Origin of the sequence: Vibrio sp. HA2012 (assembly GCF_002812955.1) — a bacterium.
In the GTDB taxonomy this organism is placed as follows: domain Bacteria; phylum Pseudomonadota; class Gammaproteobacteria; order Enterobacterales; family Vibrionaceae; genus Vibrio.
The window spans coordinates 245,907-262,002 of the sequence record NZ_PFXK01000005.1; the positions used below are offsets into that span (position 1 = coordinate 245,907).

15 protein-coding genes are annotated in these 16,096 nt (G+C 45.9%); 5 read left to right on the top strand and 10 right to left on the bottom strand.

The window, feature by feature from the left end:
• Positions 1-6 precede the first annotated feature (6 nt).
• Entirely contained in the window at positions 7-345 is a 339-nt protein-coding gene (locus tag CSW98_RS11515) for a DUF2799 domain-containing protein (RefSeq protein ID WP_100800621.1), read from the bottom strand.
• Positions 346-562: 217 nt separating this feature from the next.
• On the opposite strand from CSW98_RS11515, the gene CSW98_RS11520 reads away from it, so the two are divergent.
• Positions 563-2,047, top strand: coding sequence for a carbon starvation CstA family protein (locus CSW98_RS11520; RefSeq protein ID WP_100800622.1), 1,485 nt, complete (start codon positions 563-565; stop codon positions 2,045-2,047).
• 78 nt (positions 2,048-2,125) lie between these two features.
• Here the strand turns inward: CSW98_RS11520 and ispH are convergent, their stop codons facing one another.
• From ispH to erpA, 4 genes are all read right to left on the bottom strand, one after another.
• Complete coding sequence (ispH, locus tag CSW98_RS11525; protein ID WP_100800623.1) at positions 2,126-3,061, bottom strand: 4-hydroxy-3-methylbut-2-enyl diphosphate reductase; 936 nt, start codon at positions 3,059-3,061, stop codon at positions 2,126-2,128.
• 49 nt (positions 3,062-3,110) lie between these two features.
• Positions 3,111-6,224 (bottom strand): efflux RND transporter permease subunit, encoded by a 3,114-nt coding sequence (locus CSW98_RS11530; RefSeq protein ID WP_100800624.1) that lies wholly within the window; start codon positions 6,222-6,224, stop codon positions 3,111-3,113.
• A gap of 12 nt (positions 6,225-6,236) precedes the next feature.
• Positions 6,237-7,397: an efflux RND transporter periplasmic adaptor subunit gene (locus CSW98_RS11535; protein ID WP_100800625.1), complete on the bottom strand. Its 1,161-nt coding sequence runs from the start codon at positions 7,395-7,397 to the stop codon at positions 6,237-6,239.
• 191 nt (positions 7,398-7,588) lie between these two features.
• The gene (erpA, locus tag CSW98_RS11540; protein WP_100800626.1) at positions 7,589-7,930 is read right to left on the bottom strand and encodes an iron-sulfur cluster insertion protein ErpA; all 342 of its coding nucleotides are present in this window, start codon (positions 7,928-7,930) and stop codon (positions 7,589-7,591) included.
• A gap of 281 nt (positions 7,931-8,211) precedes the next feature.
• Here erpA and hemL point away from each other — a divergent pair, with 281 nt between their 5' ends.
• Both hemL and mutH read left to right on the top strand, forming a co-directional pair.
• A complete protein-coding gene (gene hemL, locus CSW98_RS11545; protein WP_100800627.1) occupies positions 8,212-9,507 on the top strand; it encodes a glutamate-1-semialdehyde 2,1-aminomutase in 1,296 nt (431 codons plus the stop codon).
• A 7-nt stretch (positions 9,508-9,514) separates the two neighbouring features.
• On the top strand, positions 9,515-10,180 hold the full coding sequence (mutH, locus tag CSW98_RS11550) for a DNA mismatch repair endonuclease MutH (protein WP_100800628.1): 666 nt from the start codon (positions 9,515-9,517) through the stop codon (positions 10,178-10,180).
• A gap of 14 nt (positions 10,181-10,194) precedes the next feature.
• Here the strand turns inward: mutH and yaaA are convergent, their stop codons facing one another.
• Together yaaA and CSW98_RS11560 are read right to left on the bottom strand one after the other, a co-directional pair.
• Positions 10,195-10,968: a peroxide stress protein YaaA gene (gene yaaA, locus CSW98_RS11555; RefSeq protein WP_100800629.1), complete on the bottom strand. Its 774-nt coding sequence runs from the start codon at positions 10,966-10,968 to the stop codon at positions 10,195-10,197.
• A 104-nt stretch (positions 10,969-11,072) separates the two neighbouring features.
• Positions 11,073-12,503 carry an alanine/glycine:cation symporter family protein gene (locus CSW98_RS11560; RefSeq protein ID WP_100800681.1) on the bottom strand — a complete coding sequence of 477 codons (1,431 nt, stop codon included), beginning with the start codon at positions 12,501-12,503 and terminating at the stop codon, positions 11,073-11,075.
• A 311-nt stretch (positions 12,504-12,814) separates the two neighbouring features.
• Between CSW98_RS11560 and CSW98_RS11565 the strand changes: the two genes are divergently transcribed.
• On the top strand, positions 12,815-13,000 hold the full coding sequence (locus CSW98_RS11565; protein WP_100800630.1) for a DUF3545 family protein: 186 nt from the start codon (positions 12,815-12,817) through the stop codon (positions 12,998-13,000).
• 55 nt (positions 13,001-13,055) lie between these two features.
• Here CSW98_RS11565 and CSW98_RS11570 read toward each other — a convergent pair whose 3' ends face one another.
• The 3 genes from CSW98_RS11570 to grcA all read right to left on the bottom strand — a co-directional run bounded on the left by CSW98_RS11570 (position 13,056) and on the right by grcA (position 14,933).
• Positions 13,056-13,610, bottom strand: a complete 555-nt coding sequence (locus tag CSW98_RS11570; protein ID WP_100800631.1) for a hemerythrin domain-containing protein — start codon at positions 13,608-13,610, stop codon at positions 13,056-13,058.
• Positions 13,611-13,734: 124 nt separating this feature from the next.
• Positions 13,735-14,415, bottom strand: coding sequence for a uracil-DNA glycosylase (gene ung, locus CSW98_RS11575; RefSeq protein ID WP_100800632.1), 681 nt, complete (start codon positions 14,413-14,415; stop codon positions 13,735-13,737).
• A 140-nt stretch (positions 14,416-14,555) separates the two neighbouring features.
• Positions 14,556-14,933: an autonomous glycyl radical cofactor GrcA gene (gene grcA, locus CSW98_RS11580; protein ID WP_100800633.1), complete on the bottom strand. Its 378-nt coding sequence runs from the start codon at positions 14,931-14,933 to the stop codon at positions 14,556-14,558.
• Between the two features lie 277 nt (positions 14,934-15,210).
• Between grcA and nfo the strand changes: the two genes are divergently transcribed.
• The gene (gene nfo / locus CSW98_RS11585; protein WP_100800634.1) at positions 15,211-16,071 is read left to right on the top strand and encodes a deoxyribonuclease IV; all 861 of its coding nucleotides are present in this window, start codon (positions 15,211-15,213) and stop codon (positions 16,069-16,071) included.
• The last annotated feature ends 25 nt before the right edge of the window (positions 16,072-16,096 follow it).

Consider the following 16,096-nt stretch of genomic DNA (forward strand, 5'->3'; position numbering starts at 1 on the left):
ACAGAGCTATCTGGATTCATTCCAGCCCCGTTTCCATTCCATACGAAACTTCTGAGCAAATTCAGTACCTTCACAAACCCCTTCATAATACTGCCCGGATAAACCTATCTGATAGGCAACATCCGGGTTACAGTATTCCTGAATTCCCCGTATATAGCCCTGATCATATTCTGCATGATTTGCCTGACCAAACTCTCTTAGCTGGCTGTAAGAGCGTGCATGTCTGCCTTTAATGCCATCCCGGTAACCGATGTCGAACCAGTCCGAATCTTCGGTCTGTATATCAGTGACACTACACCCACCGAGTAACAAGACCGTAAACAGAGCCACTTCTGTCCTTTTCATATTAATGCCTTTAGTTACATTAAGTTATAGATTGAGTCTAACACCAAACTCTCGTTTCTGCCGCCGGATAACCAAGAAAAAAACAAACCATTTATATTTCTATCAGACCATTTAAATCCATATATTGCCACTGACTATAGAAGCAGATGAAGCCATTCACCCGCTCATTTATTCTGAACCTGCAACAAATCCCTTTTATTAACGTGAGACTTTTATTATGGCCTGGTTTTTAATCAGTATTGCCGCCCTTATCGGCGGATATTTCATCTATGGTACTTTTGTTGAAAAAGTATTTGGTATTAACGAAAAACGTGCCACTCCGGCACACACTAAAAATGATGGTGTGGACTATGTTCCTATGTCGACACCCAAAGTTTATCTGGTTCAGTTACTTAATATTGCTGGTGTAGGTCCGATATTTGGTCCGATCATGGGAGCACTGTATGGTCCGGCAGCACTACTGTGGATAGTAATCGGTTGTATTTTTGCCGGTGCCGTACACGATTATTTCTCCGGAATGCTATCTGTTCGAAACGGAGGGGCTTCTGTCCCTGCAATTACCGGTCGTTATCTGGGAAATGGTGCAAAACACTTTATGAACATTTTTGCCATTATTCTGCTGTTACTGGTTGGAGTCGTATTTGTATCCGCTCCTGCCGGTATGCTGACAAACCTCGCTAACGAACAGGGCGGACTGGAAATATCCAAAACAACTATGGTCGTTCTGATTTTTGCCTACTACATTATCGCCACGATTGTACCGGTAGATAAAATTATCGGTCGCTTCTATCCTCTGTTTGGTGCGCTGCTGATTTTTATGTCAGTTGGTCTGATAACAGCTATCGGTCTGTCAGATGAACATACTATTATGGGTGGATTTGTTATCAGCGACATGTTCAGCAATATGAATCCGAACAATCTGCCACTGTGGCCGGCTCTGTTTATCACCATAGCCTGTGGTGCAATCTCCGGTTTCCATGCTACCCAGTCACCGCTGATGGCTCGCTGCATGAATAATGAGAAGAATGGACGCTTTATATTTTACGGTGCGATGATCGGCGAAGGAATTATTGCCATTATCTGGTGTTCGCTGGCACTGTCTTTCTTCGGCTCCGTCGATGCACTGTCTGATGCTGTACAGAATGGTGGGCCGGGCAACGTTGTGTACAGTGCATCCTTCGGTCTTCTGGGCACTTTTGGTGGTATTCTGGCATTCCTTGGTGTCGTCATTTTGCCAATCACATCCGGTGACACCGCATTCCGCTCCAGCCGCCTGATCCTGGCCGAGTATTTCAATATGGAACAGAAATCACTGAACAAACGTCTGCTGATGGCTGTACCTCTGTTTGTTATCGGCGCAATTCTGACTCAGGTCGACTTCGGTATTATCTGGCGCTATTTCGGCTTTGCTAATCAGGCGACAGCCACTATCATGCTGTGGACAGCATCCGCTTATCTGCTACGGCATAACAAGCTACACTGGATCGCCACTGTACCGGCTGTATTTATGACTACGGTATGTCTCTCCTTTATCATGAGTAACACGACACTGGGCTTTGGTCTGCCTATGATGCTTTCCACTGTCATCGGCGTCGTCTCCGCTCTGGCAATAATGCTTTATGTTATCAGGGTATCCAAAGGCAAAGGAGAAAGTGAACTGGCTGATGAAACCAATCCTGATACAGCAACAGAAACAGCCTGATACGCTATAAAACCAACAAAACAAAAATCCCCGCAGACATTGGCGGGGATTTTAATATGTTTATACACTGGGTATGGCCTAAGTGATTTGCAATTCTTTGGGAACCTCAAAAAACATATTTTCTTCCCTGCCCTGTAGTTCTTCAACCTCAGTAGCACCGAACCGTTTGATTCGGTCAATAATCTGATTCACCAGTTCTTCAGGTGCTGAAGCCCCGGCGGTAACACCAACCTGATCAACGCCGTCAAACCATTCAGAAATGATATCCTCAGCCGAATCGATCAGATAAGACGGTGTCCCCAGTTTTTCCGCCAGCTCTTTCAGCCGGGTAGAATTTGATGAATTCCGCGAGCCGACAACGATCATGACATCCACATCCTGAGCCATCTGACGAACCGCATCCTGACGGTTTTGTGTGGCATAACAGATATCATCCTTACGGGGTCCCTGAACTGCAGGAAAAACATCACGCAATTTATCTATCACACCGGCAGTTTCATCAACCGAAAGTGTTGTCTGGCTAACATAATGCAAGTTGGACGGATCCTGAACCGGAAGACGATTTACATCATCCGGCTTTTCCACCAGATACATCCCTCCTGTTTCACTGTCATATTGCCCCATAGTTCCTTCAACTTCAGGATGGCCAGCATGACCTATCAGTACGACTTCCATATTCTTACGGCTGGCTCTGGCTACTTCCATATGTACTTTTGTCACCAGCGGGCAAGTTGCATCAAATACCGTCAACGCTCTATCTTCAGCTTCCTTCCTGACTGCCTGAGAAACCCCATGCGCCGAAAAAATAACAATATTGTTATCCGGCACTTCGGACAACTCCTCAACAAATACAGCCCCGCGACGTTTCAGCCCTTCGACCACAAAACGGTTATGCACCACTTCATGCCTGACATAGATGGGCGGCTGATACATTTCCAGTGCCCGCTCTACAATACTGATAGCCCGGTCAACTCCGGCACAGAATCCACGAGGGTTAGCGAGTAATATTTTCATGCTTGGCTCATACAGTTACTTCGTTTTGGAGCTATTTTACACATAAAAACTAAACTTTATAGTCTGGATCCGGCGGAGTTGCTCCTTTAGGTTCCCGTCCTAACATCAACAGACAAGGAGTAAGCACCAGAGTCAGCAAGGTTGCAAAAGCAAGCCCGCCAGCTACAGCGGTAGCCAGTTGAGACCACCATTGGGTACTCGGCGCTCCAAATTCAATCTTTCTGTTCATCAAATCAATATTCATTTCCATTACCATGGGCAACAGACCCAGTATAGTGGTTACCGTTGTCAGCATAACCGGTCTCAGACGCTGAACCCCGGTACGCAAAATCGCCTGATCCTTTGCCAGACCACGCTGACGAAGCTGATTATAGGTATCGATAAGCACAATATTGTTATTCACAACAATTCCTGCCAATGCAATCACACCAATACCGGACATCACTATCCCGAATGGCCGCTGGAAAATAAGCAGCCCGGCAAACACACCAACCGTAGAAAACAGAACGGCACTGAGGATAAGGAATGCCTGATAAAAACTGTTGAACTGAGTGATTAGAATCAAAGCCATAACCGCCAGAGCCACAACAAAAGCGACTTCAAGGAACGCAGATGACTGTTCTTGATCTTCATTCTGTCCTCTCAGCTTGAACTCCACACCCGATGGTAGCCCCAGAGCGTCTATAGCCTGTGTTACTTTCGGCAGCTCCAGAGCAAGGTTATATCCCTCTTTTAAATCTGCCATAACACTCAGGACCCGATGACCGTCAATACGGTTGATGGTATGTTGCTTATGGTTAGGTCGGATCTGAGCAAAATTGGTCATCGGGATCAGACCAGCCGGAGTTTTAATTCTCAGTTCATCAAATCGCCCAATATCCCGTTTCTCTTCCGGATAGCGCACCAGAATATCTACTTCTTCTGTCGCATCATCAGGCAAATAATCACCAATTTTCAGGCCATTGGTAACAAATTGTACTGTATTACCGACCAGAGTAGCATCGGCACCGAAACGACCGGCATCGTCCCGCTGGATATCAATCTGCCAGTCAATACCCGGTTTACTGGCTGAATCACTCAGGTTTGTAAAAGCACGGTACTGATCCGCCCACTGGCGCACCATGAGCGTAGCCTTCTCCAGCTTATCGGCTTCACGGGCAGAAAGCTCAATCACCAGATCATGCTCACTTGGTGGCCCGGCTTCTGCAAATTTATACTCTATTTCAACACCGGAAAACTGTGATGTTTTCTGTTTCAGCTCATCAATAATTACCTTCACTTTACGCCGGTACTGCCAGTCAACCGGAGTAATCTGAATCTGGCCGATCACATCATCTCCACCGGTACGGGTATAAACACTTTCAAACTCATCATGACCGAGAACAACACTCTCTATGTCATGCATAATAGTATCTTTTTCCTGGATAGAGAGGTCTCCATAAGAACGGACTTTAATCGTAAAAAACTCCGGATCCACATCTGGGAAAAACTCGGTTCCCAGTCCCGCTTTACCATATCCGACCCCGACACCGGCAGACAAAAGAATCGCGCTGAGCAGTATCTTCCATGGATGACGAATAGCCACTGCCAGTGTGTGATAGTACAACCCCGTCATACCGGTTGCTTTTGCAAAGTCCCCGTCATGTAGCGCAACCATTTCTCGCCGTATTTCCGGACGTACATACTGTGGCCTGCCGATAATACTGCCCAGTACAGGTACAAACAGCAGTGCCATTACCAGCGATGCTGATAGGGTCGCAATCAGCGTAATAGGCAGAAAACGCATAAACTCACCGGTAATATCCGGCCAGAACAACAATGGAGCAAACGCTGCCAGCGTCGTTGCAGTCGAAGCGATGATCGGCCATGCCATACGTTTGGCCGCATCCTGATACGCTTGTCGTCTGGGCATTCCTTCATGCATACGCCGATCAGCAAACTCTGTCACGACAATGGCACCATCAACCAACATTCCCACAGCCATAATCAGAGAAAAAAGTACAATGATATTGATGGTCAGTCCAAAGACAGAAAGCACCAGCAAACCTGTCAGAAATGAACCGGGAATAGAAATACCAACCAGCAGTGCTGTTCTCACACCAAGTATGGCAATGATGACAATCACCACCAGAATAATTGCTGACAGAATATTATTCTGCAGATCATTCAGCATCATTTTTACGCTGTCAGATTCATCCCAGGTGTATTTAACCATCAGATTCGCTGGCCAGTCTTCCCTCTGTCGGGCAGCATCAAATACGGACTTAACCAGATCGACTGTTTCGATGATATTCTCTCCGGCACGTTTTTTCACATCCAGTACCACAGCAGATTCACCATCCAGCCGGGCATAGCTTTCCGGATCACGGAAGGCTCGTCGTACGGTAGCAATATCACCAAAGGTAACAACCTCTTTGCCATTCACCTTCACCGGTAATTCCAGTACATCTTTCAGAGAATCAAATACCGATGGCACTTTGACTGAAAAACGCCCGTTCCCGTTGTCGACAAATCCGGCGGCTACAACCCGGTTATTCAGTGCGATCAGGTTATAGATGTCCCCTTGATCCAGTCCGTAGCTCTCCATTAGTAAAGGATCAACTATGATCTCGACAACATCTTCCCGGTCACCGGCAATATCCACTTCAAGGATTTGCTTATAGCTTTCCAGCTTATCTCTTAATTCCCGGCTGATCTGCACAATAGTTCTCTCAGGAACCGTACCATATAGCACAGCAGATAATACCGGCTGTGCGGAAGCCAGCGTCACTTCATTCACAGTTGGCTCATCACTATCTTCCGGTAATGTTGGCTTAGCCAGATCCACGGCATCCCGGACATCAGCCATCGCTTTATCCAGATTGACGCCAACATTAAACTCCAGCATTACGGACCCATAACCTTCCGCTGCCGTCCCTGTCATTTCTTTCACGCCTTCAATGGAACGCAGTTCCTGTTCTATCGGACGAACCAGCAGTCTTTCGGCATCTTCAGGTGAAATCCCCTGATGTGTGACCGAAACATAGATAATAGGAATCGTGATATCCGGGCTGGACTCTTTAGGAATGGTCAGATACGTTCCGGTTCCGGCGATAAGAATAAGCAACAGCAAAGTAAGCATGGTGCGGGAGCGCGACAGAGCCGCATCAATAATGGTGAACATAATCGACTTCCCTTATTGTTCGGTAGCAGACAGGGTTTCCGATACGGATCTCCCCATAACCGAGCTTGATTTTACCGCATGTACCCGGTCACCGTTACGGACAAATCCCTGCCCTATGGTAATGATATCGGCACTTTCTCCCAGACCAGCCAGCCAGACGCCATCCTGCTCAGCTTTAACCAATTGTACCGGCACGAAATAGACCTTACGGGAAGCATCACTCTCAGCAGAATGTTCCGTTGGGTACAGAGCTTTTACACCCAGATTACCGTCTTTATCCAGTGCCAGCATAGCCGGCGATATTTTGGTCGCCAGTTGAAGATCCAGTTCCAATGCCACTTCTGCACTGATACCGGCGGGAATCGACAAATCCGGATTTGAGATTTCAATTTCTATTGGAAACGTATTAGTCGTCGCAGAGGAAATGCGGGAAATATAGCGAACAATGCCTTTAACCCGTGGCCCGTCAATAAAACGGATACTGGCCGTCTCCCCGACTTTTAACGCCTGAATATGTCGTTCACTAACATCCGCTTCAACAACCACATTATCCAGATCCAGTATGGTTGCAACCGGATCACCAATTCCGACAAAGTCACCCACTTCGATAATGAGATCATCCAGAATACCGTCAAAAGGAGCCCGGATTGTCGTATTGTCCAGATTCAGCCGGGCTTTTTTTACCACCGCCCGAGCTTCAACCAGGTTAGACTGAGCACTACTGAAAGCCACTTCTCCCTGCAGCCCTTTACTTTTCAGAGATTTTGCCGCTTTGAACTCTTTTTCTCTGACTTCCAGAGCCGCTCTGGCTCTTTGCAGTTGCAGTTCAAGATCGGCCGGATCAATATGTGCAATAGCCTGCCCTTTCTGGACCCGTGAGCCTTTGATTACATCCAGAGCCATCACTTTTCCGGCTACTTCAGCCGCCAGACGAGCCTGACGATCAGGAGCCGTTCTGCCATACAGCTCAATGGTTTTGGCTGTATTCAGGGAATGAAACGTCTGATAAACCACTTTAGCCAGCGGTGCCTGAGATGATGAGTTATCCACAGATGCAGATGCTGAAATATCAGCCTTACCCCAGTCCAGCCCCAGCCATAAAGCAATAGCGATGAAAAGTAAAAGAGAGATTAACCAAGGGCGTCGGGAAAGGTAGCCTTTGAGAATCATCATGTGCAAAGTCCCTGTCTATTATTGTTAGCTGCTGATAGCGGAAACTACAAAGCTTTACTCCGGTCAGAGTAAAGCTTCTGTCAGCAATCAATTTGCGGCAATTATAAACAGGCTCGAATCAATTATTCACTGATATGACTCACAAATACGAGGTGGTTCATATTTTTGTTACAAAAAAAATGAGACGAGGTTCAAACACTGAAAGAAGCACCACAACCACATGTGGTTGTGGCATTCGGGTTATCAACAAAAAAGCGCGAGCCTTCCAGTCCCTCGGTATAATCCACAACACCACCGATCAGATACTGCAAACTCATGGGATCAACGACAAGCGTAACCCCCTGATTCTCGACGACCATATCTCCGTCGTTTACTTTCTCATCAAAGGTAAATCCATACTGAAACCCGCTGCAACCGCCGCCGGTTATATAAACACGCAGCTTAAGATCTGGATTTTCCTCTTCAGCAATCAGGATCTTGACCCTATTGGCTGCTGCGTCTGAAAAGGTAATAGGTACATTTACTTCACTCACGATGACTCATCTCCGAATTTCAGTCTGTTGTGTCGCTTGTTAATTCCTCTCTATTTTCTGTCATTATTGAGGCTGAGCAACGTCGGACTGTAATGATTGTAATAACAGGCTGATTATCTAATACCTGAGTAATTCATTCAAGTATTCCCTGCTTGTGACATGTTTATTGTACAGTGAGGAATAAATGAAAACAGCTGGTTACAGCTGTGCTTTTCCTTTTTCTGCCGCTACAATGCCAGCAACTTTCCTGTATCCGGATTTTAACCAACGAGGACAATATGATGAGTAAATCGTCTGAACTGTACCAAAAAGCACAGCAAACCATTCCTGGCGGAGTCAACTCTCCTGTACGGGCCTTTAATGGTGTTGGAGGCTCACCTGTTTTTGTAGAGCGGGCTGACGGCGCACTGATTTTTGATGCAGACGGTAAAGCCTATATTGATTACGTTGGTTCATGGGGGCCAATGATCCTCGGCCATAACCATGCTGTTATTCGCGATGCGGTTATTGAAGCGGCACGTCGGGGGCTGAGTTTCGGTGCACCAACCGAAATGGAGATAACAATGGCCGAACTGGTTTCTGAACTGGTTCCATCGATGGAACAACTGCGTATGGTGAATTCAGGTACCGAAGCGACCATGAGTGCGATTCGCCTGGCTCGAGGTTATACAGGCCGAGATAAAATCATCAAGTTTGAAGGATGCTATCACGGCCATGCTGACAGCCTACTGGTAAAAGCCGGTTCAGGAGCCTTGACGCTCGGGCAACCAAGTTCTCCCGGAGTTCCTGCAGATTTTGCCAAATATACACTGACAGCCACGTATAATGATCTCGACTCTGTCCGTGAGCTGTTTGCAGCCAACAAAGACGAGATTGCCTGTATCATTGTTGAGCCGGTAGCCGGAAATATGAACTGTATTCCTCCCGTTGACGGTTTTTTGCAGGGATTGCGCAGCATCTGTGATAACGAAGGCTCCCTTCTGATTCTGGATGAAGTCATGACCGGTTTCCGGGTCGCTCTGGGTGGAGCGCAAGCTTACTATAATGTAAAACCCGATCTAACCACTCTGGGGAAAGTGATCGGCGGTGGTATGCCTGTGGGGGCATTTGGTGGACGCAGAGACATTATGCAGTATATCGCTCCAACCGGCCCTGTTTATCAGGCAGGTACTCTCTCCGGTAACCCTATTGCAATGGCTGCCGGATATGCTTGTCTGAAGGTATTGTCTGAACAGGGTAATGAAGAACGGCTGGCTTCAAAAACCCGCAGACTGACTGAGGGGCTAAAATCTCTGGCAGAGAAGCATGCTATTCCTCTGGTCGTCAATCAGGCTGGGGGGATGTTTGGCTTCTTCTTTACAGATCAGCCACAGGTTACCTGTTATGAAGAAGTCGCCCGCTGTGATACTGAACGCTTTAAACGCTTCTTCCATCTGATGCTGGAACAGGGTGTCTACCTGGCACCATCAGCTTTTGAAGCTGGCTTTACCTCTCTGGCTCATGGCAGTAAAGAAATTGAGGCCACTCTAGCGGCTGCAGATCGCTGTTTTGCCGTACTTGCAGAAGAACCCAAATAACCCGCACATGAAACCAACACCAAAGACAGAAACAGAACTGTTGCAACGAGCCTGGCAGATTGCCGGGCTTAATTTTCAGGAACTGGCAGACGAAGCTGATATGACCGTTCCCCCGGATCTGAAGCGGGATAAAGGCTGGGTCGGACAGCTATTGGAATGGCATCTGGGTGCCTCAGCCGGCAGTAAACCGCAGCAGGATTTTATCGATCTGGGTATCGAGCTAAAAAGTATTCCGGTCAGCTATGCGGGTAAACCTCTGGAGACAACGTTTGTTTGTGTTGCTCCTCTGACCGGAGTATACGGTCTGAACTGGGAGCAGAGTCATGTCCGGCAAAAGCTGTCTAAAGTGCTCTGGATACCGGTTCAGGGAGAAAGGGAAATCCCTCTGGCTGAACGCCGGGTCGGCTCACCGCTTCTCTGGACACCATCCGTGGAGGAAGAAGCCATACTTAAAGCCGACTGGGAAGAACTGATGGAGTTTATTGTACTGGGAAAGGTAGAACAGATCTCGGCCCGGCATGGTGAAGCCCTGCAACTCCGCCCCAAAGCAGCCAACAGCCGGGCATTAACGGAAGCTTACAGCTCAACTGGTAAACCCATCAAAACGCTGCCCAGAGGATTCTATCTGCGTACTGGTTTTACGGCCAAACTGCTTGAACGGTACTTTGTCTGATTGCATTCAGACCGTTACTGCTCCTCCCGTTTAAAAACCAGCTCAGAAGACGTTGATTCTTCTGCGGCAAAGCGGTATCCGGCAGCATCAAATGCTGTCAGTTCCTCGATACGGCTGATACGATTCTCAATAATATAACGTGCCATCATACCGCGAGCTTTTTTGGCATAAAAGCTGATCACTTTATACTGGCCGTTTTTACAATCCTTAAAGACCGGAGTGACGACTCTCGCATCCAGTTCTCTTATGTTCACCGCTTTGAAATATTCATTCGAAGCCAGATTCACCAGCACATTATCCCCCTGAGAAGACAACGCCTGATTTAAGGTTTCAGTGATGATGTTCCCCCAAAACTGATACAAATTGTGTCCGCGTCCGTTTGCCAGTTTTGTCCCCATTTCCAGCCGGTAAGGCTGCATCAAATCCAACGGCTTCAACACGCCATACAAACCCGACAGAATACGCATATGTTCCTGAGCAAATGTAAAGTCATCTTCAGTCATGGTTTCAGCAGCCATCCCTGTATAAACATCACCTTTAAACGCCAGAAGTGCCTGACGGGAATTTTCCCGGGTAAATGTTTCGCTCCACTGCTCAAAACGGGCAACATTCAAACCCGCAATTTTATCGCTAACTTTCATCAGAGCTGCAATATTTGCCGGAGATAGCTGACGGCATTCTTTAATCAATTCAGCAGAATGAGCAATCAGTTCCGGCTGAGAGAAACGCTCTGTAACCAGAGGAGATTCATAATCAAGAGTTTTAGCTGGTGATACGGCAATAAGCATAATTTCTTCCGTGGCTGATTCAGTTTTTTAAGCATATAAAAAAAATGATGAGACGTCAGCCTCGCTTTACCTATTAATCTGATAGCAGCAGCCTTCTCCATTCATCAGGAACGTTTATTATTAAACCAGATCCCATTTTCAAGCTGAGAACTCAATTCTGGAAAATCATCGATATTAAATGTTGGCACCTTCCCGGCATCCAACTGGCGGTTATAATCTTTTGCCAGTTTGAGCACCACCCCGGAGAGCAAAATAATTGCTATCAGATTCAAAATCACCATAATCCCCATAGACACATCAGCCAGTGACCAGACAACAGGTAAAGCCGCTATAGAGCCGAACATGACCATTGCCAAAAATGCCAGCCGGAACAAATTGATTCCCGTTTTATGGTTATGCTCCAGAAAAATCATATTGGTTTCGGAATAGAAATAATTGGCAATAATAGAGGTAAAGGCAAAAAAGAAAATAGCCACAGCGACAAATACCTCTCCCCATGAGCCGATTTGAGTGCTCAACGCTCTCTGGGTCAGTTCAATACCTGTGACGTCACTGTAAGGTACATATTCTCCAGACATCAGAATAATAGCAACCGTCGCACTGCAAATAACGATGGTATCGGTAAAAACACCCAGCATCTGCACATATCCCTGAGAGACAGGATGAGGAGGATAAGGTGTGGCAGAAGCTGCAGCATTCGGAGCAGACCCCATCCCTGCTTCATTTGAAAATAAACCCCGCTTAACCCCGTTCAGAACAGCCTGTGCAATAGCATAACCCAGACCCCCGGCCGTTATTTCCTGTACCCCAAAGGCACTGCGAAAAATAAGTGATATAACATCCGGTACTTTTTCAACATTAAGAGCCACAACAATGAAAGCCAGCAAAAGATAGGCCGTCGCCATGAAGGGAACTACGACCTCTGCAGTACGAGCAATAGAACGCATCCCACCAAAGATAACCGCACCGGAAAGTAATACAATAACTACTCCGGTGTAGACTGGCTGAATATGAAAAGCCGTATTCACTGCACTGGCAATCGCATTAGCCTGCACTGCATTAAATACCAGACCAAATGACCAGATCAGAGAGACAGAAAATAATACTCCCATCCAGCGCATACCCAACCCTTTCTCTATGTAGTAAGCCGGACCACCGCGATAATTACCGCTATCATCACGGGTTTTATACAACTGAGCCAGAGTACTTTCTGCAAAAGAAGTGGCCATTCCCAGCATGGCAATAAACCACATCCAGAAAATAGCTCCCGGCCCTCCGGCCGTTAATGCTACTGCAACACCCGCCATATTACCGGTTCCAACCCGGGCAGCAAGACTGGTACAGAGTGCCTGAAAAGATGAAACGCCAGAACGGTCTGCCTGACGACTATTTTTCAGTACAGTGAAAATATGTCTGAAATGCCGAAACTGAATAAAGCCAAGACTGATCGTGAAATAAATCCCCACGCCAACCAACAGATAAACAAGAATCGATCCCCAGAGAAGATCATTCATCAGATTAATAATATCAGTCACTGCAACCTCTTCTCTGGACAGAACCACAGACAACCTCAGATACCATACAGCACAAAGGAGTCTGAATATAAATGTAACAAAAATTGTATCAATGAAAATAATGCAGTCCTGACCGGTAAAAATCAACCACCACCAAACTGATTATTTATTAATCAATAATAAATCGAAATATGTGAAACGAGGTAAATTTCCTAACAAAAGCTTCATTAAAGAGAAATAAATGAGAAATAAAGGCTAGCTATTCTCACTTTTTGTATGGTAATAAAAAGACTCTGGTACGGAGCCTATAACTACAAAATGAGAGGTCAACTATGGACGGATTTCTGCTTGATGACGTTTTGGCAATGGAGACTCAGCCAACCCGCTCCAGCCGAGCTAAACCAGTAAAACGCAAATGGCGCGAAATTGAAGCCATTAAAGATCGGCAGCGTTTACAAAGAGAATTAATGGAAATGGATATTTGCTGTGATTACAGTTTAGACGATATCAGTTTATAACCAATCTTATAACAGACACCTCCCACAGGTGTCTGTTCTGTTTTATTCTGATGTATTAATCGGTTCGTCTGACCCGTTGGGCCAGTTGTCTGTATTTGTCAGCAATTGTATCACCAAATACGGGATCATCATCCGGTAGTTCCCACATTGCTTCAACGATCTGCCAGTCCCGGGCTGAAAATCGTTCGCTGATGGCAGGTAAAATTTCTTTTTCTTCGATATCCAGATGCTGTTTCTGCACCCTAATAAAACTCTCCAACTGAGCCACAAATACATCCTGAGGCACGATAGCATCCTGCAGAATCATATCCAGAATATCCATAAACTCATGGCTTTTCTGTGCCAGCGCAGTATGGTCAGCGGCCAGATCTCGCATACCTTTGCCCTGACGCTGATTTTCAGCACCATAATGTCTGATAAAGTAGTTGTACAGGATATCCTCTTTTGGATGGTGTGTTTTTTCTGAATGCACACACAAATAATCAACGATTTCTCTGACTAAACCGTAATTAATTGATTTCTCATCCTGTAAAGCCGTCAGTTTCTGCTTCAGAATAGCCAGCAACCGCAACATATAGCCGTGCTCACGTCTGATCTGCTCAATGATCATGCATCCATTCTCCTTTTTGATGGTAGGTTAAGGATAGATAAGAACCCGGTAAATTACCTTGATACCCTTCTAAAAAACCTTTGATGCAACCTGAGACCAGAAACCGGCATTCATCAACAGCAGTTTAGTCCAAAACAGGCTGCCAGTTAATCGGGGTAAGACCTTTTTGCTCTAGTATCCGGTTTGTCTGAGAAAAATGTTTACACCCCAAAAAACCACGATGAGCAGACAGAGGAGACGGATGCGGAGCCATTAATACATGATGCCGGTTCCGGTCAATCACCCGACCTTTTTTCTGAGCATGCGACCCCCACAGTAAGAAAACGACACCATCACAGTGATCATTTACCGCCTGAATCACATGATCCGTAAATCTTTCCCATCCTGTGGTTTTAGCATGAGAATGAGCCTTTCCCTGTTCGACAGTCAGTACCGTATTAAGCAGTAGTACCCCCTGCTCCGCCCAACTTTTAAGATAGCCATGAGCAGGGATTTCAAAACCGGGAATATCCTGTGCCAGTTCTTTATACATGTTGACCAGAGAGGGTGGTGTTTTGACACCGGGAAGAACAGAAAAGCACAAACCGTGAGCCTGATTCGGACCATGATAGGGATCCTGACCGATAATCACGACTTTAACATCTTTCAGTTCCGTATAGCGAAAAGCGTTAAACACATCTTTTGCCGGCGGGTAGATAACTTTTCCAGCATCCCGTTCGGACTGAACATAGGCCATCGTTTGCTGAAAATATTCCTGTTGTTTTTCCGTTCCGATCACATCATGCCAGGTAAGTGCTTCTCTCATATCTGCTATTCCTTTGTAAAAACAGCCAACATTCTAGCTGAGTTAGAAAAAGGAGCAAAGTAAACAGACTTAAGAGAATAAAACACAACAAAGCCCGCAGAGTCATTCTGCGGGCTTTAAAAATTAACCGATTAAAATTCTTACAATGTTTCTGTAAAAGTACGCGCTATAACATCACGCTGCTGTTCTGGAGTCAGTGAGTTGAAACGCACCGCATAACCAGAAACACGGATGGTCAACTGCGGATAGTTTTCCGGATGATTAACCGCATCTTCCAATGTTTCACGACGCAGAACATTTACGTTCAGGTGCTGACCACCTTCAATGCGTGGTGGTGTTTCAATCGCCACTTCACGACTTTCATATGCACCCAGTTCAGATACTGCAACGACCTGATCAGCATCAAAACCAGCTGAAGCAGCTACACAACGTGCTTCATTTTTTTCAGTATCCAGCAACCAGATAGAGTTCAGTAGATCATCGTTTGCTGCTTTAGTAATTTGAATACCTTGGATCATGACTTTCTCCTTGTTCTCACTTTGTGAGTTAATTATTTATTCTATTGTTGAGCTGTTGGCTAACTTGTTGTGTGTATAATAATATTGATGTAAGTCAAAAGACAACCAAAAACCTTGTCTTTTTTGAGGTAATTTTATTGACCAGAATCAAGAATCTTTAAATTTCATAGACTTCGGTGTATTTTACCTCTGTAATTTTTTTTTATTTTTTCAAAAAAAACGCTAATCCAACAACCTTGAAGAACACATTCACATGCCACAGGAGACCCAAGCATTCATGAGTAATAAATTTATCGGTGCCCACGTATCTGCTGCCGGAGGTGTAGAATACGCCCCCATCAGAGCCGCTGAAATCGGAGCAAATGCTTTTGCTCTGTTTACGAAAAATCAGCGCCAGTGGACAGCAAAGCCACTTTCCACAGAAAGTATCCGTGCTTTTAAAACCAACTGCGCTACTCTGGGTTTTAGTGCAGAACATATCCTTCCGCATGATTCTTATCTGATCAATCTGGGTGCCCCGGAACAAGAAAAACTGAATAAATCCCGTACAGCCTTTATCGATGAGATGGAACGTTGTCAGCAACTAGGACTCAGACTACTGAATTTTCATCCGGGGAGCCACCTGAAAAAAATCTCCGAACAGGAGTGCCTGTCTCTGATCGCAGAATCCATTAATCTGGCACACAAAGCCGTTCCCGATGTTATTGCCGTAATTGAAAATACATCCGGCCAAGGCAGTAACCTTGGCTGGCGCTTTGAACATCTGGCCGAAATCATCGCACAAGTGGATAATAAAGAGCGGGTTGGAGTCTGTCTCGATACCTGCCACACTTTTACTGCCGGGTATGATTTGCGTAGTAGTGAGGAATGTGACAAAACCTTTACGGAATTCAACAATGTTGTCGGTATGCACTATCTGAGAGCAATGCATCTTAATGATTCAAAAGTTCGCTTTTCCAGCCGGGTTGACCGCCATCATTCTCTGGGACAAGGGGAAATTGGCTGGGACTGTTTCAGATACATTGCTCAGGATACGAGATTTAATGCTATTCCATTGATTTTAGAGACGATAGAACCTGCAATCTGGACTGATGAAATTCAGGCTCTGCGTCATTTTGAGCAACAAAGAGTTAACTAAACAGGCACTCTGAAGCTACTTATAC